This is a genomic window from Actinacidiphila paucisporea (genome assembly GCF_900142575.1).
GTDB classification, from domain to species: Bacteria; Actinomycetota; Actinomycetes; order Streptomycetales; family Streptomycetaceae; genus Actinacidiphila; species Actinacidiphila paucisporea.
On the sequence record NZ_FRBI01000007.1, the window covers coordinates 109,111 to 128,858 of the forward strand.

Annotated in this window: 19 protein-coding genes and 1 tRNA gene; 11 read left to right on the top strand and 9 right to left on the bottom strand. The window is 68.7% G+C overall.

Features of this window, described 5'->3' with window-relative positions; translation table 11 throughout:
• Positions 1-115: 115 nt before the first annotated feature.
• Positions 116-862, top strand: coding sequence for a VIT1/CCC1 transporter family protein (locus BUE44_RS13540; protein WP_073497740.1), 747 nt, complete (start codon positions 116-118; stop codon positions 860-862).
• Here the strand turns inward: BUE44_RS13540 and BUE44_RS13545 are convergent.
• Positions 823-1,530: a VC0807 family protein gene (locus tag BUE44_RS13545; RefSeq protein WP_073497742.1), complete on the bottom strand. Its 708-nt coding sequence runs from the start codon at positions 1,528-1,530 to the stop codon at positions 823-825. The genes BUE44_RS13540 and BUE44_RS13545 overlap by 40 nt on opposite strands.
• A gap of 207 nt (positions 1,531-1,737) precedes the next feature.
• The gene (locus tag BUE44_RS13550; protein ID WP_073497744.1) at positions 1,738-2,904 is read right to left on the bottom strand and encodes a PLP-dependent cysteine synthase family protein; all 1,167 of its coding nucleotides are present in this window, start codon (positions 2,902-2,904) and stop codon (positions 1,738-1,740) included.
• 113 nt (positions 2,905-3,017) lie between these two features.
• On the opposite strand from BUE44_RS13550, the gene BUE44_RS13555 reads away from it, so the two are divergent.
• A complete protein-coding gene (locus BUE44_RS13555) occupies positions 3,018-3,323 on the top strand; it encodes a hypothetical protein (protein WP_073497746.1) in 306 nt (101 codons plus the stop codon).
• A gap of 85 nt (positions 3,324-3,408) precedes the next feature.
• On the opposite strand, the gene BUE44_RS38455 is transcribed toward BUE44_RS13555, so the two are convergent.
• From BUE44_RS38455 to BUE44_RS13580, 5 genes are all read right to left on the bottom strand, one after another.
• A complete protein-coding gene (locus tag BUE44_RS38455) occupies positions 3,409-3,723 on the bottom strand; it encodes a hypothetical protein (RefSeq protein WP_235002117.1) in 315 nt (104 codons plus the stop codon).
• 532 nt (positions 3,724-4,255) lie between these two features.
• Complete coding sequence (locus BUE44_RS13565; protein ID WP_073497748.1) at positions 4,256-5,116, bottom strand: S-methyl-5'-thioadenosine phosphorylase; 861 nt, start codon at positions 5,114-5,116, stop codon at positions 4,256-4,258.
• A gap of 102 nt (positions 5,117-5,218) precedes the next feature.
• Positions 5,219-5,548 carry an FmdB family zinc ribbon protein gene (locus BUE44_RS13570; RefSeq protein WP_073497751.1) on the bottom strand — a complete coding sequence of 110 codons (330 nt, stop codon included), beginning with the start codon at positions 5,546-5,548 and terminating at the stop codon, positions 5,219-5,221.
• A 66-nt stretch (positions 5,549-5,614) separates the two neighbouring features.
• On the bottom strand, positions 5,615-6,925 hold the full coding sequence (locus BUE44_RS13575) for an MFS transporter (protein WP_073497753.1): 1,311 nt from the start codon (positions 6,923-6,925) through the stop codon (positions 5,615-5,617).
• Between the two features lie 185 nt (positions 6,926-7,110).
• Complete coding sequence (locus tag BUE44_RS13580; protein ID WP_073497755.1) at positions 7,111-8,652, bottom strand: potassium/proton antiporter; 1,542 nt, start codon at positions 8,650-8,652, stop codon at positions 7,111-7,113.
• 143 nt (positions 8,653-8,795) lie between these two features.
• On the opposite strand from BUE44_RS13580, the gene BUE44_RS13585 reads away from it, so the two are divergent.
• Positions 8,796-11,513 (top strand): penicillin acylase family protein, encoded by a 2,718-nt coding sequence (locus BUE44_RS13585; RefSeq protein ID WP_073497757.1) that lies wholly within the window; start codon positions 8,796-8,798, stop codon positions 11,511-11,513.
• Positions 11,514-11,577: 64 nt separating this feature from the next.
• Here the strand turns inward: BUE44_RS13585 and BUE44_RS13590 are convergent, their stop codons facing one another.
• Positions 11,578-12,171 (bottom strand): 5-formyltetrahydrofolate cyclo-ligase, encoded by a 594-nt coding sequence (locus tag BUE44_RS13590; RefSeq protein ID WP_073497759.1) that lies wholly within the window; start codon positions 12,169-12,171, stop codon positions 11,578-11,580.
• Positions 12,172-12,252: 81 nt separating this feature from the next.
• On the opposite strand from BUE44_RS13590, the gene galU reads away from it, so the two are divergent.
• From galU to BUE44_RS13625, 7 genes are all read left to right on the top strand, one after another.
• On the top strand, positions 12,253-13,161 hold the full coding sequence (galU, locus tag BUE44_RS13595) for a UTP--glucose-1-phosphate uridylyltransferase GalU (protein ID WP_073498054.1): 909 nt from the start codon (positions 12,253-12,255) through the stop codon (positions 13,159-13,161).
• On the top strand, positions 13,158-14,489 hold the full coding sequence (gene glp / locus BUE44_RS13600; protein WP_079189710.1) for a molybdotransferase-like divisome protein Glp: 1,332 nt from the start codon (positions 13,158-13,160) through the stop codon (positions 14,487-14,489). Before galU ends, glp begins: the two co-directional genes overlap by 4 nt.
• Before the next feature lie 89 nt (positions 14,490-14,578).
• Positions 14,579-15,061 carry a cyclic pyranopterin monophosphate synthase MoaC gene (gene moaC / locus BUE44_RS13605; RefSeq protein ID WP_073497763.1) on the top strand — a complete coding sequence of 161 codons (483 nt, stop codon included), beginning with the start codon at positions 14,579-14,581 and terminating at the stop codon, positions 15,059-15,061.
• Positions 15,062-15,078: 17 nt separating this feature from the next.
• The gene (locus tag BUE44_RS13610) at positions 15,079-15,591 is read left to right on the top strand and encodes a MogA/MoaB family molybdenum cofactor biosynthesis protein (RefSeq protein ID WP_235002118.1); all 513 of its coding nucleotides are present in this window, start codon (positions 15,079-15,081) and stop codon (positions 15,589-15,591) included.
• A gap of 23 nt (positions 15,592-15,614) precedes the next feature.
• On the top strand, positions 15,615-16,208 hold the full coding sequence (locus BUE44_RS13615) for a GNAT family N-acetyltransferase (RefSeq protein WP_407640025.1): 594 nt from the start codon (positions 15,615-15,617) through the stop codon (positions 16,206-16,208).
• A 117-nt stretch (positions 16,209-16,325) separates the two neighbouring features.
• Positions 16,326-17,327, top strand: coding sequence for a divisome protein SepX/GlpR (gene sepX, locus BUE44_RS13620; RefSeq protein WP_073497767.1), 1,002 nt, complete (start codon positions 16,326-16,328; stop codon positions 17,325-17,327).
• A gap of 68 nt (positions 17,328-17,395) precedes the next feature.
• A tRNA-Ala gene (locus BUE44_RS13625) sits at positions 17,396-17,469 on the top strand.
• 191 nt (positions 17,470-17,660) lie between these two features.
• On the opposite strand, the gene BUE44_RS13630 is transcribed toward BUE44_RS13625, so the two are convergent.
• Positions 17,661-18,590, bottom strand: coding sequence for an AEC family transporter (locus BUE44_RS13630; protein ID WP_073497769.1), 930 nt, complete (start codon positions 18,588-18,590; stop codon positions 17,661-17,663).
• A gap of 239 nt (positions 18,591-18,829) precedes the next feature.
• Here BUE44_RS13630 and BUE44_RS13635 point away from each other — a divergent pair, with 239 nt between their 5' ends.
• The gene (locus BUE44_RS13635; RefSeq protein WP_073497771.1) at positions 18,830-19,486 is read left to right on the top strand and encodes a GTP cyclohydrolase II; all 657 of its coding nucleotides are present in this window, start codon (positions 18,830-18,832) and stop codon (positions 19,484-19,486) included.
• Positions 19,487-19,748: the final 262 nt, after the last annotated feature.

The window sequence follows — 19,748 nt, forward strand, 5'->3', positions numbered from 1 at the left end:
ACCGGCCCCACAGACCCGAGCCCCGGTGCATCCCCCCCGCGCCGGGGTTCGGCCTGTCCGCCCGGGTGTGCGCCGCTCGATCTGGTCGGGCAGTGCGGATGAGACCCTTCGTGACATGACTGACCACCACGCCGGCGCCGAGAAGCCGGGCGGCGCGGGAACACACCCGGACGAGCCGCACCACGACGGGCTGAGCACCCGGCTGAACTGGCTACGTGCCGCTGTCCTCGGCGCCAACGACGGCATCGTCTCGACCGCAGGCCTGGTCGTGGGAGTCGCGGGTGCTACCGACTCGCGGTCGGCGCTCCTGACTGCGGGCCTGGCCGGGCTGATGGCGGGGTCCTTGTCGATGGCCGTGGGGGAGTACGTGTCGGTGAGCACCCAGCGGGACTCCGAGCAGGCCGCCCTCGCCCTGGAGCGCGAAGAACTGGAGGCCACCCCCCAGGCCGAACTCGACGAGCTGACCGGACTGCTCGAGGACCGCGGTATCACCCACGACCTCGCCCGCGAGGTCGCCGAGCAACTGACGGCCCGGGACGCCCTCGGCGCTCACGCCCGCGTCGAACTCGGCATCGACCCGGACCAGCTCGCCAACCCCTGGCACGCCGCCTGGGCCAGCTTCATCTCCTTCACCGTCGGCGCACTGCTGCCGCTGTTGGCCATCATCCTGCCGCCGAACGAGTGGCGTCTCGCTGTCACGGTCGTATCGGTTCTTGCCGCCCTGACCTGCTGCGGCTGGATCAGCGCAGGCCTGGGCAACGCACCTGTACGCCCTGCGATCATCCGCAACGCGGCCGGCGGCGCGATCGCCATGGCCGTCACCTACGCCGTGGGCGCACTGCTGGGCGCGGCCGGCGTCTGAACCGCTGCGGCCCACGCCTTTCCGGCCCGGGCCGAGTAACCCACCAGAGCCGCAGTCACCCCTACCGGCCCGGCAAGCGATGCCGCCCCCACCGCGCTCACGGGCAACTGCGGTGGAAGCATCGCCATCAGGCCCGCCTCAAGCAGGAAGCCGACTGCCCACGCCGCCGACAGCTGGCACTGCACAGCCCGAAAGCCCCTGTCCCGCAGCCACAAGCCGTTCCACCGTGCCGTCCCCGCCGCCGAACCGTCGGTCGCCAACCGCCGCCCCAACCAGAAGGTCAGCGGTCGCCCGAAAACCGGACTCACCGCAAAGGCCACCCCGACCAACCCGGTGAACGCCGTACCCATGCCGACGCCCATCCAGTGACTGCCGCAACCCGCGGCCGCGGTGACTGTCGCGAGCAGCAGTGCCACCAGGATCAGCATGCCGATCTCGTCCACCCGCTGATGCAGCGCGAAATACAACCCGATCTCCAGCGCGGGCCAAGCCGACACCAACATGAGCGCAGGCGCCCCGTGCACGTCGCGCCCGATGAGCTGGTGATAGGTGATCCACGGCAGGAGCATGCCGAAGAGCACCGTTGGGCCCCACGAGAGCAGAACGGACTGAGCGGGCGACGACGCGCCGCCGCCCTCGGTTCGGTTATGCGTGTGGGCATCGGTCATCGCCGTGTCCTGCTTTCCCCGTGTCACCCCGTGATCCCCGTCACGAACGGCGGAGGCCGCGACGTTCGCACAAGTGATCGTATGATCAACGGAGTTGCACCGTCAGCAGGGACACGCCGACCTCCACGACGCCGACACATCATCTCCGTGCCCGGCACCTCACGGGAGCCCGCAGTCTGCGCTGTGCGGTTCGGACGCCGTGATCGTTCAGCGGGGGCTCGGCGCGTTCACCGGTTCGAGCGACCCGCTGATCAGAAAGTGCTCGATGCGCTGCACGTACGGCCCGATATCGATGCTCTGGGCCGCGAGCCAGTCGTCCGCGTAGTACTTCTCCAGATAACGCTCGCCCGGATCACACAGCAGCCCGACCACGCTGCCGTGCTCGTGGCGGGCTCGCATCTCCGCGATGATGCGGAACGCCGCCCACAGTCCCGTACCGGTGGACGCGCCCGCCCGGCGGCCGAGTAGTCGCTCAAGGACTCGTACGCCCGCGATCGACGCCGCGTCCGGGACCCGCATCATGCGGTCGATGGCGCCCGGCACGAAACTCGGCTCCACGCGCTGCCGGCCGATCCCCTCGATCCGGGAGCCGGTATCGGTGGTGGCCGACGGGTCGCTGTCCCGCCAGCTTGGGAAGAACGCCGAGTTCTCCGGATCCGCCACGCAGATGCCGGTGGTCGCCTGCGCATAGCGCACATACCGGGCGAGAGTCGCTGACGTCCCTCCGGTCCCCGCGGTCGCCACGATCCATGCCGGTACGGGGTGGCGTTCCGCTGCCAGCTGCCGGAAGATCGACTCGGCGATGTTGTTGTTGCCGCGCCAGTCCGTCGCCCGCTCCGCGTAGGTGAACTGGTCCATGTAGTGGCCGCCGGTCTCCGCGGCCAGCCGGGTCGCCGTCCCGTACACCTCGCCCGGGTCGTTCACGAGGTGACAGTGGCCGCCGTGGAATTCGATCAGATCCACCTTCGCCCGCACGGTCCCGCGGGCCATCACGGCCACAAAGGGGACACCGATCAGCCGCGCGAAATAGGCTTCCGACACTGCCGTCGATCCACTGGACGCCTCGATCACCGGTCGTCCCGGGCGGATCCAGCCGTTGCACAGGGCGTACAGGAACAGCGAACGGGCCAGGCGATGCTTCAGCGACCCGGTCGGATGAGTCGACTCGTCCTTCAGGTAGAGGTCGATGCCCCAGTCCGTCGGCAGCGGCACGGACAGCAAATGGGTATCGGCGGACCGGTTCGCGTCCGCCTGGACCTTCCCCACGGCCTCGCTCAACCAGCGGCGGTACGCGAGGTCGCTTCGGTCGACGTCCGCTTCCTCCGCCGGAGCGGGAGGAGGATCGGCCTGCGGTCGCGGTTCTGATGGGTGCATGCGGCCAGGTATATCCGTCGGGCTGGTTCAAACGGACACTTGGGGTATCTCCCCCCACCTGCTTGGGCGCCGACTCTGAACGGCCGCGTGGTGCGGCGTCGTACTCTTGAGCCATGAGTACCGCCGCAGATTCCGAGGACACCTCAGCCACGGTCGGGGCCGCGGGTGCCGGGTCGGGCTGCGGTGCCGGGCCTGACGCCGGGCCCACGGCGGACTCTGCGGTCGACGCGTCGCAGGCGCCGTCCGGCGCCGCCGCGTCGCCACGCGTGGCGCCCTCGCCTGCTGGGCTGGTCTTCGACGACCCCTTCGACAGGCCGTCCGCGGACGACACCGATCGTGGCTGGGGCGATCCGACGTCCGGGTCGGCGGACGACGACTTCACGCGCTTCCTCAGCGAGAAGCCCCCGCACCACATCTGAAGCCGATCGAGGCCCGTGGCCAGCCCGCGCCACCGGATGGTGATCCTGGGTCGCTCTGGCCGATCACCTCTGGTGAATAGGTGATTCAGCACAGTGCCACCGCCAGCGGGGACGACACGGCAGCGCCGGACAGTGCGGCGGCGACACGCCGTGGAACGGCGAGGACGATCAACGCCCCGCCCATGGTGCCCGAGTCTGCGGTCCCAGTCGGCAGGTCGCTTCTCTCGGACGTCCTGGGCGCGGTTTCGCCGCCGGGCTGCTGGGGGACGGCGACCACCAGTACCGCGGACGCCACCACTCGCGACGCGGCCAGGACGTCCACCCGGTCACCTTGCCGGAGCAGCCGCACAGCGCCCGCATCCGTGATCCGTACCGGTGCCCTGACGAACTCGTCTGCCATGTCACGGACTCCTCGGTTCGCGGCGAGGGCCTGCGCGGGACTGTGTACGGTCGCCGGTGCGCGCGGTGAAGATCCTTGAACGGCCGACACCGCCAAGGCGGCAGCCACCAAGCCCAGCCCGAGCGCGAGCGGTTTGCGCCTCAGTCGCAACGCCGGAGGCATCAGCCGCCGGCTACCGCGCCTCCCCGCCCTGATCGGGGGGAAGGCCGGAACCGTGCAGCCCGGCGGGGCGTACGGCTCAGGGGCGGCCAGGTCCGTGGACCGTGATGGTCCCTCCGGAGGGGGTGCGGGCGGCGAGAACAGTGAGATGTCGAAGCGTCCGGAAGTCGGAGCCGGAGCTGGCGCGGACGGGGGTGTGCGCATGGAGAATCACCGCCGGGGTGCGAGGGATTCGACCGGGAATTCGGTCGATGTCCTCACCATCGCGCACACCGACGACACCGTGGCCGGCGCTTGTGGATAACTTCACGGCTGTGGATAACTCCGGATAAGACCCCCGGCTGGTCCAGACACCCGCACCACCGACTGCGGCCTAGGACGGCAGGGTGATGCCCGGATCCTGCCCGCCCAGCGCCTCGACGCACAGACAGTCGCGATCTTCGTTGCCGGGCAGCGCTCCGATCACATCAAAGAGAACGTCCCGCATTCGCCCGACGTTCGCCGCGAAGACTTCGAGCACCTCCTCATGTGCCACGCCCTCGCCGGTGTCCGCACCCGCGTCCAGATCGGTGACCAGGGTCAGGGAGGTGTAACAGAGGCCGATTTCCCGCGCGAGCACAGCCTCCGGGTGCCCGGTCATACCGACCACCGACCAGCCCTGGGCGGCGTGCCAGACCGATTCCGCGCGGGTGGAGAAGCGAGGCCCCTCCACAACGACGAGCGTTCCACCGTCCACAGCCTCCCACCCGCTTGCCCGGGCGGTGCTCACCGCGGCCTTCCGGCCCACCGGGCAGTACGGGTCGGCGAATGTCACGTGCACGACGTTCGGCACCTGGCCGTCCGCTCGGGCCTCCCCGTCGAAGTACGACTGCGCTCGCGACTTCGTACGGTCCACGAGCTGGTCGGGCACCAGCAGGGTTCCGGGGCCGTATTGGGCGCGCAGCCCGCCGACGGCGCATGGGCCGAGGACCTGGCGTACTCCGACCGAGCGTAGGGCCCACAAGTTGGCCCGGTAATTGATCCTGTGTGGCGGCAGGCGATGGTCACGCCCGTGCCGGGGCAGGAACGCCACTCGTCTGCCGGCCACCGCTCCGAGGAAGAGTGAGTCGCTGGGCGGCCCATATGGGGTATCGACTGTGACTTCGCTCACATCGTCAAGGAAGGAGTAGAAGCCCGACCCGCCGATCACGCCGATCTCGGCCCGCTCCTGTGTCGCATCGCTGCTCAGCACCATGCCGATCACCTTAAGCCGAGGAGGCGATGCGACGAACCCCCGTCATCCACACGACGGAGGTTCGTAAGATCACGCGATTGCAGCGGCCCGCGACCAGGTGCCTCAGGCGGCCGACGAGCTGCTTGACGTGGATGAGGAGCCGGACGAACTCGAAGAGGACCCGGACGACGTCGAAGTCGACGACGAGTCTTCGCTCGGCTTGCTGTCCGCGCCCGCACTACCGCTCTTGGCGGCAGGCGCGCTGCTGGACGAGGAGCCACGGCTGTCGGTCCGGTAGAAGCCGGAGCCCTTGAAGACCACGCCCACGGCGGAGAACACCTTGCGCAGCCGTCCGCTGCAGTTGGGGCATACGGTCAGCGCGTCATCGCTGAACTTCTGCACCGCCTCAAGGCCCTCGCCGCATTCGGTGCACTGGTACTGATACGTCGGCACTAGCTCCTCCTGGCACTCTCACTCAATGAGTGCTAACGACGCTCAATACTGCAGCATTTCCGTGCGTCAGTCCACCGTGACCGCCCGACGGTGACCGATCACACCTCCCGTTACCACGTTGCGGGGCGTCGGCACCAAGTGCCCGCGCAGGCCCGCGAGCATCACGAGCGCGACAGCCGTGCCGGTCAGAGGCACGGTAAAGCCGGCGCGCGAACCCGCGTGGTCGGCCAGCAGGCCCGCGACGGTGACTGCGGCCGCCTGGCCGAGCGCGACGGCTCCTGTCAGCCAGGTGAAGGCTTCGGTCCTCGTCGCGGCCGGTACGAGTGCGTCAACGAGTGTGTAGCCGGTGATCAGGGTCGGAGCGATGCACAGCCCCACCACCAAGCCGAGCACGGCGAGCACCGGCAGGGCCTGCACGGCCCACAACGGGACGCAGGCGAGCGTCAGGGCCGCGTATGCGACCAGCAGGCGCCGTCGAGGGCTACGTCGCCATCTGACGGCGCCGTAGGCCACTCCCGCCAGCATGTTGCCGGCCGCGAAGGTGCCGTAGACCACTCCGCTGAGGCCCGGGTGACCGGCTTCCTCGGTGAAGGCGGTGATGGATACCTGCATGCCGCCGAAGACGGCGCCTATGCCGAGGAAGGCAATCACCAGCGCGCGCACTCCCCGCACGGACAGCGCCGAGCGGCGGCGGGAATCACTGCCCGGCGCCACACGGTGCGGGAGAGGGGCGGTCTTCCGCTGCGCCGCGAAAAGGCTTCCCCCCGCGAGTGTCAGCGTCGCCTCGGCAATGAGCCCAGCCGCCGGATGCACCCCTGTGCACAGTGCTGTCGCCAGTACCGGTCCGATGACGAAGGTGAACTCATCGGTGACCGATTCGAAGGCGGCCGCCGTCTGTGCGAGCGACGAGGGCCGGGCCGAGCCGCAGTCCAGCGCCACGGCCCACCGGGAGCGCACCATCGGCCCGACCTGAGGCACGGTCGCCCCGGTCGGGATCGCCGCCGCAAACAGTGCCCAGGTCGGGGCGTGCGCAAGCCCAAGGGTCACCAGGGCACCCACGGAGGCGGCGTGCAAGGCGATGCCGGGCACCAGCACGGCACGCTGCCCGAACCGGTCGGCGAGCCGTCCGCCGCGTGGTGCGCACAGGGCCATGGCCACGCCCGTCACTGCCGCGACGGCACCCGCCGTCCCGTAAGACCCGGTGGTGTGCTCCACGAGCAGCACCAAGCTGATCGTAAGCATGGCGAAGGGCTGCCGGGCGGCGAAGCCCGGGAGGACGAACGCCCACACCCCGGGCGTACGCAGCAACTGCCGGTAACCCGGTGTGCGGGCAGAGGTCTGCTTCGAGGAAGGCGAAGGGGTGGGAAGGGTGGGCACTGTGGATCCCACAGCCTGGTCTTTCTGCTGCCTGGTAGCGCGGCCGCGGCGGCAAGCCGTGATGTCGCGCCGAGAGCCGTCCGCTCAGCGCGGTGATCCGCGCCGGCTCTGCATCAGACAGAGGTTGAACTCGACAAATACCGCATCATGATACGTGGCTGCGCTGGCGCCCCGTCGGGTTGCCCTCAGGCTTGGCGCTGCCGATCGCGCTGCACGAGCCAGCCAGCCAGCTTGCCGCCACGTCCCACGGCCCGCAGACGGTCCTCCGCGGCGTCCCGCACCGGGTCGGTGGCGACGACCAGCAGTTCGTCGCCCCGCCGCAGGCTGGTCGACGGCAGGGGCACGAAGCTGGCGCCCTCCCGGACGACGAGGGTGACGGCGGAGCCGGTCGGAAGCCGCAACTCGTTGACCTCGACGCCGTGCATGCGCGAGCCGTCGGGAATGGCCACGGAAAGCAGATGGCCTCGAAGCCGCTCAAGGGGCGCCGACTCGATCCCCAGGTCTGCGGGGCCGCTGCTCGCCCCGAGGCGGAGCCGCCGCGCCAGCCATGGCAGCGTCGGGCCCTGCACCAGCGTGTAGAAGATCACCAGGACGAAGACGATGTTGAAGATCCTGCGATTTTCGCCCAGCCCGGCCACCATCGGAATGGTGGCCAGCACGATCGGTACGGCGCCGCGTAGCCCGGCCCACGACATCAGCGCCTGCTCGCGCCAGGGGATGCGGAACGGCAACAGGCTGATCATGACCTCCGCAGGTCGCGCGAGGACGGTGAGGAACAAGCCGATGATCAGAGCGGGCACGACGTCGTCACCCAGCTCGTGCGGCGTCACCAGCAGGCCGAGCAGCACGAAGAGGCCGATCTGCGCGATCCAGCCCAGCCCCTCCGCGAAGCCGCGTGTTGCGGGACGGTGCGGCAGCTTCGCATTGCCGAGGATGAGCGAGGCCACGTAGACGCCGAGGAAGCCCGAGCCGTGAGCCATGGCGCCGGCCGCGTAAGCCGCGACCGCGATGGCCATCACGGCGATCGGGTAAAGGCCGGAGGCCGGCAGGGCGACGTGCTTGAGGCCGTAGGCGCCGACCCAGCCCACCGCGATCCCGATCGCGGCTCCGATCAGCAGCTCGAGGAGAATCTCGCCGAGTAGGTAGTACCAGGAGTCGATCGGCCCGGTCGCCGAGAAGGCGACGACCATGATCACCACGGGCGCGTCGTTGAATCCGGACTCGGCCTCCAGGACGCCGGTCACGCGCTTGGGCAGCGGTACATTGCGCAGCACTGAGAACACTGCGGCGGCATCAGTCGACGACACCACCGCGCCGATGATCAGCGACTGTCGCCAGTCGAGGCCCACCACGTAATATGCCGCGCCTGCGGTGATGAACACGCTCACCATGACACCGACCGTCGACAGGACGGCGGCGATGGGCATGACGGGCCTGATCTCATGCCATTTCGTACCGAGGCCGCCCTCGGCGAGGATCACCACAAGTGCGGCATAGCCCAACACTTGGGTCAGCTCGACATTGTCGAAGGTGAAGCCGAACAGGCCGTCCTGTCCGATGGCGACGCCGATGCCGAGGTAGATCAGCAGTGTCGGTAGCCCGCTCCGGGAGGCCAGGCGGACGGCTACGACGGCCACGAGCAGTACTGCCGCGCCGACCAGCAGGAACTCGTTCAGGTGGTGGACAGTCAGGGGCCCGGTCCTTTCAACTTTGTTGCCTAGTCTAATATTTTACCCTCTCTTGACGTTGCATGGTCCACCTTATGGCTGGCCTGGGACCGCGTCCGGGGCCTGCAGGGCATGCGCCTATGGTTGCCCTTGCACAACGAGCACCTTGATCATTGGTCCGCCCTGCCCCTCGAAGGACAGCGATGCCCGCACGGAAGAAGCCCCGCCGCGTCCGCTACGTCGTCATCACGATCGTGCTGCTGCTCGTGGCGGGCGTCGGCTTCGGGTCGTACTGGAGCGTCAGTACGGTGCGCGCCTCATTCCCGCAGACATCCGGTTCGCTCAAGCTCGCCGGCCTGTCCGCGCCGGTCGACGTCAAGCGCGACGCCTACGGCATCCCGCAGATCTACGCGGACACCCCGCAGGACCTCTTCCGCGCCCAGGGCTACGTTCAGGCGCAGGACCGCTTCTACGAGATGGACGTACGCCGCCACCTCACCTCCGGCCGGCTCTCGGAGATGTTCGGCAAGGGCCAGGTCGAAACGGACGCCTTCCTGCGCACCCTCAACTGGCACGGCATTGCGCAGATGGAGTACAACACCAAGCTCGACGCCACCACCAAGCAGCACCTGCGGGCGTACAGCGACGGCGTCAACGCGTACCTCACGGACCACAGCGGTGCCGCCCTCTCCGTCGAGTACGCCGCGCTGAAGCTCAGCAACAACTACAAGCCGGAGTTGTGGACCCCCGTCGACTCGGTGGCGTGGCTCAAGGCGATGGCATGGGATCTGCGCGGCAATATGCAGGACGAGATCGACCGCGCCCTGATGACGAGCCGGCTCAGCCAGGCGCAGATCAAGCAGCTCTACCCCGCCTACCCCTACGACCGGAATCAGCCGATCGTCAATGCGGGCTCGGTCGACCCGGCCACCGGTGACTACGCGCCCCCGAACTCGTCCGGTCCTCAGGGGCTGAGCAGCGCCGTCGACAGCCAGCTCTCGGGCATCTCGCAGATCATCGACCAGATGCCGGCGATGCTCGGCCCGAGCGGCAGCGGCATCGGTTCCAACTCTTGGGTCGTGTCCGGCACCTACACCACCACGGGCAAGCCGCTCCTTGCGAACGACCCGCACTTGGCGCCGCAATTGCCGTCGCTCTGGTACCAGATGGGTCTGCACTGCCGCACGGTGAGCAGCGCTTGCCCGTACGACGTCGCCGGCTACACCTTCTCGGGCATGCCCGGTGTGGTCATCGGCCATAACCAGGACATCGCCTGGGGAATGACCAACCTGGGCGCCGACGTCACCGACCTGTACCTGGAGAAGGTGACCGCCAGTACCTACCTCCGCGACGGCAAGCAGAAGCCGTTCGCGACCCGCCCAGAGGTCATCAAGGTCGCAGGCGGCAAGGACCGCGTGATCACCGTGCGGGAGACCAACAACGGCCCGTTGATCTCCGACCGCAGTGACGAGATCCGTAACGTGGGACAGACCGCCCCCGTCACAGACGCTCCAGGCGGTGTCAACGCCGGGTACGCGGTCGCCCTCAAGTGGACGGCACTCACTCCTTCGAAGACGATGGATGCCGTCTTCGAACTCGACAGGGCCACCGACTTCGCCCACTTCCGGACCGCCGCCGCCGACTTCGCGGTGCCCTCGCAGAACCTGATCTACGCGGACACCAAGGGAAACATCGGTTATCAGGCGCCAGGGCAGGTGCCGATCCGCGCAGACGGCGACGACGGCACATATCCCGCACCTGGCTGGGACTCGCACTACGACTGGGGCAAGAACATCCCGTTCAAGTCCATGCCGTACGAGTACAACCCGCCCCGCGGCTACATCGTGACGGCGAACCAGGCGGTCATCGATCAGAGCAAATATCCCTTCCTGCTCACCCAGGACTGGGGATACGGCACCCGCAGCCAGCGCATCAACGACCTCATCGCCTCCAAGATCAAGGACGGCGGCCTGATCTCCGTGGGCGACATGCAGTCGATGCAGGGCGACGACAGCAGCGAGATCGCCAAGCTGCTGGTCCCCTACCTTCTGAAAGTCGACATCACCAACGACAAGAACAGCTACGTGCGCAACGCCCAGAAGCTGCTCGCGGGCTGGGACTACAACCAGGACGCGGACTCCGCCGCCGCGGCGTATTTCAACGCCGTCTGGCGCAACGTGCTCAAGCTCGCCTTCGGCAACAAGCTGCCGAAGGAGCTGCGCCCCGAGGGGCAGTGCCTGCGGGTGCCGCCCGTCGGTCAGAGCGGGCCGGTCGACAACCTCGACGGCAAGGGTGTCGTCACCGTGCAGGAGTGCGGCGAGCGTGATCCCGCCGAGGCGCAGCCGGACGGCGGCGACCGATGGTTCGAGGTGATGCGCAACATCCTCCCCGACTCGGCCAACGCCTGGTGGACGATGTCCACCACCGCCTTCTTCGGCATCGACACGGACAAGGCCCACCACAGCAGCCGTGACCAGTTGCTCGAGCAGGCCATGAAGGACGCTCGTTACGAGCTCACCGCCGATATGGGCAAGGACATAAACACCTGGAGCTGGGGCCGGCTGCACAAGCTGGACCTGAAGAACCAGACGCTCGGTACGGATGGCCCAGGCGTGGTCAAGTGGCTGCTCAATCGCGGCCCCTGGCAGCTCAGCGGCGGCGAGGCGGCGGTGGACGCGACGGGCTGGAACGCGGCGGGTGGTTACGACGTGGTTTGGGTGCCCTCCATGCGGATGATCGTCGACCTCAAGGACTTCAACAACTCCCGCTGGATCAACCTCACCGGCGCATCAGGCCACGCATACAACTCCCATTACACGGACCAGACCGACAAATGGGCCGACAACGAACTGCTGCCCTGGTACTTCTCCGATGATCGGGTGGACAGCGCGGCCAAGGCGAAGATGGCGCTGACTCCGTAACCCGGCGCGGTTGGCGCGCGAAAACGCGGCGGACAGGGTCGCTGCGTACTTGCGCTGGAAAACGTCAACCGCGAAAGCGGTGCACCCCTCGCGGGGTGAGCGCGGCGTCCACGAGGTGGTCGTGCGGTTCTCTCGGGACCGACGCGATCACCTCGTGCGCGTAGAGGAGCACGACGAGCGCCGGGTGCGTAGCGGCCCGCAGGACGCGGCCGAGGGCGCGGTCGTAAGAGCCGCCGCCGCGACCCAGGCGCACGCCGTGCGCGTCCACCGCGAGGCCTGGCAGCAATATCAGGCGGGTGTGTGCGACGGCATCGGGTCCCAACCGTGGGCCGGTCGGCTCGAACATCCCGCGCCCGGTGCGCACCAGCGCGTCGGGGCCGCGGTACTCGGCCCAGTCCAGGTCGTTGTCGGGCAGCAGGACGGGCAGCAGCACGCGGGTCCCGGCATTCCGCAGCGCTTCGACGAGCGGGCCCGTACCGGGCTCCGAGCCCATCGAGACGTAGGCGGCAACGGCTCCCTCGTCCGTGAATGCAGGCAGGTCGCGTACCCTCTCCCTCAGCATCGTTGCCGCCGCTTCCCGCTCGTCGGCGGCCAACTCGCCTCTGGTGCGCAGGATTTGTGCTCGCAGCTGCGCTTTTTGCGCCCGAATCCCGCTCATACCGTCCACGACCGCTGTATACCAGCTGTGAAGAGCCGGTACGCCATCTTCCACACATACGCGAACGCTATGGTGGAGCGCATGACGCGCACACGTACCCGGATCAGCAAGGCTGTCATCCCAGCAGCCGGTCTCGGCACCCGCTTTCTGCCGGCGACAAAGGCGACACCCAAGGAAATGCTTCCTGTGGTGGACAAACCGGCTATCCAGTACGTGGTCGAAGAAGCCGTCTCGGCGCAACTGTCCGATGTGCTCATGATCACCGGTCGGAACAAGCGTCCCCTGGAGGACCACTTCGACCGCAACTACGAGCTGGAGGAGACCCTCACCCGCAAGGGGGACAAGTCGCGGCTCGCGAGGGTGCGGGAGTCGAGCGACCTGGCCACCATGCATTACGTGCGCCAGGGCGACCCCAAGGGCCTGGGTCACGCAGTGCTGTGCGCCGAGCCCCACGTGGGGGACCAGCCGTTCGCCGTACTGCTCGGCGACGACCTGATCGATCCGCGTGACCGGCTGCTCGCCCGCATGATCGACGTGCAGGAGCAGCACGGCGGCAGCGTGATCGCCCTCATGGAGGTGTCACCGGAGCAGATCCATCTCTACGGTGCGGCCGCCATAGTGCCCACGGCGGACAGCGACGTCGTACGTGTCACCGACCTGGTGGAGAAGCCCGAGCCTGAGCAGTCGCCGTCCAACTACGCGATCATCGGACGGTACGTCCTGGACTCTGCCGTTTTCGACGCCATCAGGAAGGTCGTCCCCGGCCGCAACGACGAGATCCAGCTGACCGACGCCCTGCGCGACCTCTCCCACCGGGACGACACGGGCGGGCCGGTACATGGCGTCGTCTTCACCGGCCGCCGCTACGACACCGGCGACCGGGGCGACTACCTCCGTGCGATTGTCCGACTGGCATGCGAACGTGACGATCTGGGGCCGGACTTCCGGACCTGGCTGCGTTCGTACGTCACCGAGGAGATGCAAGAGTGAGCTATGGCGCCGACCGAGTGTGGTCCGTCACCGAACACCTGGACAGCATCCTGGGTCAGTTGACCCCGCTGGAGGCCATCGAGCTGCAACTGCTCGAGGCACAGGGCTGCGTGCTGGTCGAGGACGTCACCGTGCCGGTGGCGCTCCCCCCGTTCGACAACAGCTCCATGGACGGCTACGCGGTACGTGTCGCCGACACGGCTGCCGCGACGCCCGAGCACCCCGCCGTCCTGGAAGTGATCGGCGATGTAGCGGCGGGCGGCGACGCGCTGCCCGAGGTAGGTCACGGCCAAGCCGCCAGGATCATGACAGGCGCCCCATTGCCGCCCGGCGCCGAGGCGGTCGTCCCCGTCGAGTGGACCGACGGCGGCAGCGGCGAGGGACCGGCTACCACCATGGCCGCGCACAGCCTCGACCCGGCTGGTGCCGGCGGAGAGGTGCGGGTGCATCAGGGCGCCGAAAAGGGGCAATTCGTACGGGTCCGCGGCAGTGACATCGCGGCAGGCGAGCTGGCGCTCGCCGCGGGAACTGTCCTCGGCCCTCCGCAGATCGGCCTGCTGGCCGCCATCGGCCGCGGCACCGTCACCGTCAGACCGCGCCCTCGGGTCGTCGTGCTGTCGACGGGCAGCGAGTTGGTCCAGCCCGGTGAAGAGCTGGGGCCCGGCCGTATCCACGACTCCAACAGCTTCGTCCTGACCGCCGCGGCCCGGGCCGCCGGAGCCATCGCCTACCGTGTCGGCGCCGTCGTCGACGAGGTCGAGACCCTGCGCGCCGCAATCGAGGACCAGATGGTCCGCGCCGACATCATCGTCACCACGGGCGGCGTCAGCGTCGGTGCCTACGACGTCGTAAAAGAAGCGCTGTCTTGGCTCGGCGGCACAATGGACCACGCCGAGGACGGTACGGGCAGCGCTCCCGGTCATGTCGAATTCCGCAAACTGGCCATGCAGCCGGGTAAACCGCAGGGCTTCGGCCGGATCGGTCCCGACCGCATCCCGCTGCTTGCTCTGCCCGGCAACCCGGTCAGCGCCTATGTCTCGTTCGAACTCTTCGTCCGCCCCGCGATCCGGACGCTGATGGGTGCCGCGTCGGTTCACCGGGACGTCGTACGTGCCGCGTGCGTGACGGCGATCGACAGGTCGCCGGAAGGGCGGCGCCAGTTCCTGCGCGGCCGCTACGACCGGATCTCGGGCACCGTCACCCCGGTGGGCGGTGCCGGATCGCACCTGGTCGCGGCACTCGCGCAGGCCAACGCCCTGATCGTCGTCCCCGAGGCCGTGACCTCGTTGGAGGCCGGCAGCGAGGTCGACGTCGTGGTGCTGGACTAGCGCTCGCCGCCGGTGCGCGCGGGGCCCCGGGGCGGGGAGCCGCGGCTGCCGGTACGGTGTCTGCCCTAGCGACCGCACCCGGGAGAACGATGAGCAGCGCGCAGCATCACCTCACCCACCTCGACGAGGCGGGCGCGGCCCATATGGTCGACGTCTCGGCCAAGGAGGTGACCGCCCGCACCGCCCGTGCAAGCGGGCGGGTCCTGGTCAGCCCCGACGTCGTAGACCTGCTGCGCGGCGCCGGCGTGCCGAAAGGCGACGCAATTGCCACGGCGCGGATCGCGGGCATCATGGGCGCCAAGCGCACCCCGGAGCTGATTCCACTCTGCCATCCGCTGGCTGTCTCCGGGGTCAGCGTCGACCTGGTGGTCGAGGACGACGCCGTGGAGATCACCGCCACCGTGAAGACCACTGACCGCACGGGCGTGGAGATGGAGGCGCTGACCGCTGTCAGCGTGGCGGCCCTCACCGTCATCGACATGGTGAAAGCCGTGGACAAGGCGGCGGTCATCACCGACGTGCGCGTCGAGGCCAAGACCGGTGGCAAGTCCGGCGACTGGCACCGGTCATGACGGGTGGTCCTGCCGTCATGCGGGCGCTCGCCGTGACCGCGTCCAACCGCGCGGCCGCGGGTGTTTACGAGGACCGTGGCGGCCCGCTGATCGTCGCCGCGCTGGAAGCCCTCGGGTTCACTGTCGACGGGCCGCAGATCGTCGAGGACGGCGAGCCGGTCGGTCGGGCGCTGCGTGCGGCGGCCGCCGCCGGTTACGACGTGGTGATCACCACCGGGGGTACCGGAATCTCACCGACCGACCGCACTCCCGAGGTGACCCGACAGGTGTTGGACTACGAAATCCCCGGCATCGCCGAGGCGATCCGCGCCGCAGGGCGGGAGAAGGTACCGACCGCGGTGCTCTCGCGTGGCATCGCAGGGGTGGCGGGCCGCACCTTGGTGGTGAACCTTCCCGGGTCGACCGGTGGGGTCAAGGACGGGCTGGCAGCACTCACCCCTGTGCTGGCGCACGCAGTTGATCAGATTCGGGGCGGCGATCATCCGACTTCCGCACCGTCGGCGGCCTCAGTCCCCGGGAGACCGAGCTGAACGGGTCCTGGCCGACGGAACTGGTGGACGGTGACATCACCCTCCGCCCGATCAGGATGCGCGACCAGCGCGCATGGCGCGAGGTCAACCGGCGCAACCGCGACTGGCTGCGCCCCTGGGAGGCGACCGTGCCGCCGGCGCCGCCCGGTCATATCGCACAGCGGCCGACATATCGACAAATGGTGCGTCATCTACGCAGCGAGGCGAGCGCCGGCCGCATGCTGCCGTTTGTCATCGACTACCAGGGCAGGCTGGCCGGCCAGCTCACCGTCGCAGGCATCACCTGGGGCTCGATGTGCTCCGCGCACATCGGCTACTGGGTGGACGAGGCGGTGGCCGGCCGCGGGGTGATGCCGACGTCCGTCGCGCTCGCCGTCGATCATTGCTTCCGGCGTGTCGGACTGCACCGCGTCGAGGTGTGCATTCGACCCGAGAACGGGCCGAGCCGCCGGGTCGCTGAAAAGCTCGGCTTCCGGGAGGAAGGGTTGCGCCCCCGCTATCTCCATATCGACGGGGGCTGGCGCGACCATCTGGTCTACGCGCTGACAGCGGAGGAAGTCCCCGAAGGGCTGCTGAACCGCTGGCGCCAGGCGAAGCCCGGCGCATCCCAGAAATAAGACAATTGTTCGAAAATGAAGCCTATCGCAAAAAAATCTCGGCTTATCAGCCAGATCGTGCGACACACCGTGCCAAATTACGTATGGCGTGTCTCGGTTCCCCCTACCGTGTAGCGCGTGAGCAGTAGTGGCCTCATCTACGCAGTCATCGTCGGGGCCTGGGCTGCCTATCTGGTGCCGATGTGGCTCCGTAGGCAGGACGAGCTCAACGAAGCGCGTCCGACGGAACGCTTCAGCACCGCCATCCGGCTGCTGTCCGGGCGAGCGGCGATGGAGCGGCGCGTCGCCAAAGCGCGAGGTGAGAGCGTTGAGCCCGGTAGCGGCGATGTCGAGAACGACCTCGATCCCGCGGACGTCGTGGACGTCCGTGGCCTTGCCGTGCCCGCGACCGAGGTGCGCCCAGCCGCCGGCCGCGAGCGTACGGCGGCATCCGGCGCGCTGCGCCCGGACCCTCGTGCCCAGGTGCTGGCCCGGCGTCGTCGTACGACAACGCTGCTCTTCCTTGGTTTCACCGTCGGTGCGGGCGCCGCGGCAGTGGGCGGCGTCGCGCTGCTCTGGGCGCCCGCGATCCCGGCCGCGCTGCTGACGGTCTACATCGGCCAGATGCGCCGCCAGGAGCGCCGCCGCTACGAGGTGCGCCTCGACCAGCGTCACGCCGCCGAGGCGGCGCGGCGCCTTCGTGCGCGGCCTGACCGCGCCCGTCAGGAGCGCGCCAGGGCCGAACTGCCGGCTCCGGCCGCCTCGGAAGCAGCGCCCCCCGCTGCGGCGGCTTCCGCGCCTTCGCCTCGTACCGCCGACCGCCGCGCACTGGTCGAGCAGACGGACCACGCCGAATGGGTCGACCAGCAGCGTGCCCAGCAGTCGGCCGACGACGGCTGGGACCCTGTGCCGGTGCCACTGCCCACCTACGTCACGGCCCCGGTCGCGCCGCGCACCACTGGCGGCATCGATCTGGGCGCGGCCGACACCTGGAGTTCGGCCCGCTCGGGCACGACGCCGACTCCTGAGCCCGCTGCACCGCCGGCGGCTCCCACCGGTCGTACGCGTCCGCGGACGACCCGCACGCCGCTGTTCGACCAGTACGCCGACCCCGACCGCCCGCGCGCGGCGAACGAGTAGCCCTCCCGCCAGCCGATATCGCGTTCACGACCACCCGCGGTGGGGTGCTAGAGTTTCCTTCGTTGCAAGGGCCTGTGGCGCAGTCCGGTAGCGCACCTCGTTCGCATCGAGGGGGTCAGGGGTTCGAATCCCCTCAGGTCCACAACAAGTCCGTTCCAGAACGAGATTCCGGACGGTTCACGAGATCCCGACTGATCATTGCGATCGGTCGGGATTTTGTCGCTCCGGGGGTCCGGGCCGGCCCCGTTCGGCGTGGTGTATTGCAGCGCCGGAACAGGCGGCCGAGGGATTCTCCTTCGTCACCGGTGGGGAGCGGTGCGGCTCATCTGACGATCAGGTCAGCAGGTAGGCGATCAGCGACAGTGACGCCATGGACAGCAGGGTCGACAGCAGCACGGTGTCACGTGGCAGGTCGGTGTCCAGGTCGTACTCCGAGGCGAAGATGAACGCGTTCTGCGCGGTCGGAAGTCCGGCGCACATGACCACGGCGAACAGGGCGTGCCCGGTGAGGCCGAAGCCGTAGCGCGCGAGTACGTAGGCCAGCAGCGGTTGCGCGACGACCTTCAGGGCGACCAGGACGTGGCGTTCCGTGCGACCTGCGGGGGAGGGGCGGGTGCGGGGGTTGAGGGACATGCCAAGGGCGAAGAGCGCCGTGGGCACGGCCGCTCCGCCGAGCATCTGCAGGGGCGACGTCAACGCGCCCGGCAGATGGTCACCCTTGCTGAGGGCGGTGACCACCAGGCCTGCCGCCGACGCGGCTATGACGGGGTTGCGGAACGGCAGCTGCAGCATGCGCCGCCATAGGTCGCCGGTACCGCGATGGGTGTCGAGGTCGATCAGCACCAGGATCAGCGGGGTGATGAACAGCATCTGGAAGAGGGCGGCCGCGATGATGAAGGACGTGTCGTGTAGGACGTGCACGGCGACCGGGATACCCAGATTCGCTGAGTTTACGTAGGCCGCGGACATCGCGCCGATCGCCTGGTCGGCCTGGCGGCGGTGGAACCCCCAGCGGCTGAGCGCCAGTCCTGCCGCGAAGACGACGACGAGACTCGCCGCGAAGACGCCGACGCCGGCGGTGGCGAGGTCACCGACATGCGACTTGGCCATGGTGAGGAACAGCAGCGACGGCATGGCGAAGGTGAACGCGAATCTGCCCAGTACGTGCTGCGCCCCGTCACCGAGCAGGCGGTAGCGGCCGCCGAGCCAGCCGAGAGCGGTGACGGCCCAGATGGGCAGGAAGCCGGTCAGTACCGATTGCACAGGCCTGCCTGGTCTGTGCCGTGGTCGGCCGACGTCCTCACCGCGTCAGCATGCCCGAGCTGCACAGGGCGCTTACCAGCGGGGTCGTATGAGCTCATGGTCGTACGGTCGTCGTTCGCTCGACCTCGGCTCGTCGGGCGGCGGTTGACCCGAACGTGTGACGTGCGCCACTGGTCGGCGCGGAAATATACCGGCGATCGTAAGAGCTTGAGTTTTCAAGATCCTACGAGGGAGTCGATATGTCGGCAGACGCACATCCGGTGCCCGCAGTCGTGACCGCAGTGCCGCCAGTCGCGGGTGTCCGTACCAAGGTGCGCGTGCCGCTGAGGTTCGCCGACGGATGGGAAACCACCGTGGACGTCTACACCTTCACCGGTCTGGTGGACGGCAAGGAGCATCTGGCGCTCGGGATCGGCGATTACGAGAACGCCGCCGTGCCGCTGGTGCGGCTGCATTCGGAGTGCCTGACCGGTGACGTCTTCGGCTCCCAGCGCTGCGACTGCGGCCCGCAGTTGCGGGAGGCCGTGGAACGTATCGGCGAGCACGGCGGCTACCTGCTCTACCTGCGCCAGGAAGGTCGCGGTATCGGTCTGTACGCGAAGCTCGACGCCTACGCGCTGCAGGACGACGGCCTGGACACGTACGAGGCGAATCTGGCGCTGGGCCGGGGCGAGGATGAGCGTGACTACACCGCCGCGGCGCAGATGCTGAACGCTCTCGGGGTCGGTGAGCTCCGGTTGCTGAGCAACAATCCGGACAAGGCCCGGCAGTTGGCGCGGCTCGGTACGAGGGTGGCCGAGCTGGTGCCGACCGGTGTGCACGTCTCCGACGCCAATGTCCGCTATCTGCGGGCCAAGATCGAACACACCGGGCACACCCTCGCCCTGCCGGCCTGAGGCGGCCGCCCCGCGGCCGCTGTGCCGCGGTAGCGGGTGACGGCCTTCCTTCGGCTGGGCAATGTGCCGCCCCGGGGGCCCGCTGGGCGCTCGGCGCGGTTGCGCGGGATGCGCGTGATGCGACCCACGATCGAAACGGTGGCGTTTCGATCGTGGGTCGTTTACGCTCTAGGTGTACGACATCGTTTCGATGACAGAGTCGCGCGCCGTATCCGACGGTGTCGGCGACGCACAGAACGAGGCCGTACGCTGTGCCCGCCAA

Bases quoted from the DNA above. Each gene is read 5' to 3' on its own strand.
- moaC (WP_073497763.1), top strand. From the start codon at position 14,579: ATGAGCAGCGCGCAGCATCACCTCACCCACCTCGACGAGGCGGGCGCG.
- BUE44_RS13550 (WP_073497744.1), bottom strand. From the start codon at position 2,904: ATGCACCCATCAGAACCGCGACCGCAGGCCGATCCTCCTCCCGCTCCG.
- BUE44_RS13585 (WP_073497757.1), top strand. From the start codon at position 8,796: ATGCCCGCACGGAAGAAGCCCCGCCGCGTCCGCTACGTCGTCATCACG.
- BUE44_RS13540 (WP_073497740.1), top strand. From the start codon at position 116: ATGACTGACCACCACGCCGGCGCCGAGAAGCCGGGCGGCGCGGGAACA.
- BUE44_RS13565 (WP_073497748.1), bottom strand. From the start codon at position 5,116: ATGGTGCTGAGCAGCGATGCGACACAGGAGCGGGCCGAGATCGGCGTG.
- galU (WP_073498054.1), top strand. From the start codon at position 12,253: ATGACGCGCACACGTACCCGGATCAGCAAGGCTGTCATCCCAGCAGCC.
- BUE44_RS38455 (WP_235002117.1), bottom strand. From the start codon at position 3,723: ATGGCAGACGAGTTCGTCAGGGCACCGGTACGGATCACGGATGCGGGC.
- BUE44_RS13555 (WP_073497746.1), top strand. From the start codon at position 3,018: ATGAGTACCGCCGCAGATTCCGAGGACACCTCAGCCACGGTCGGGGCC.
- BUE44_RS13590 (WP_073497759.1), bottom strand. From the start codon at position 12,171: ATGAGCGGGATTCGGGCGCAAAAAGCGCAGCTGCGAGCACAAATCCTG.
- BUE44_RS13545 (WP_073497742.1), bottom strand. From the start codon at position 1,530: ATGACCGATGCCCACACGCATAACCGAACCGAGGGCGGCGGCGCGTCG.
- BUE44_RS13610 (WP_235002118.1), top strand. From the start codon at position 15,079: ATGCGGGCGCTCGCCGTGACCGCGTCCAACCGCGCGGCCGCGGGTGTT.
- BUE44_RS13635 (WP_073497771.1), top strand. From the start codon at position 18,830: ATGTCGGCAGACGCACATCCGGTGCCCGCAGTCGTGACCGCAGTGCCG.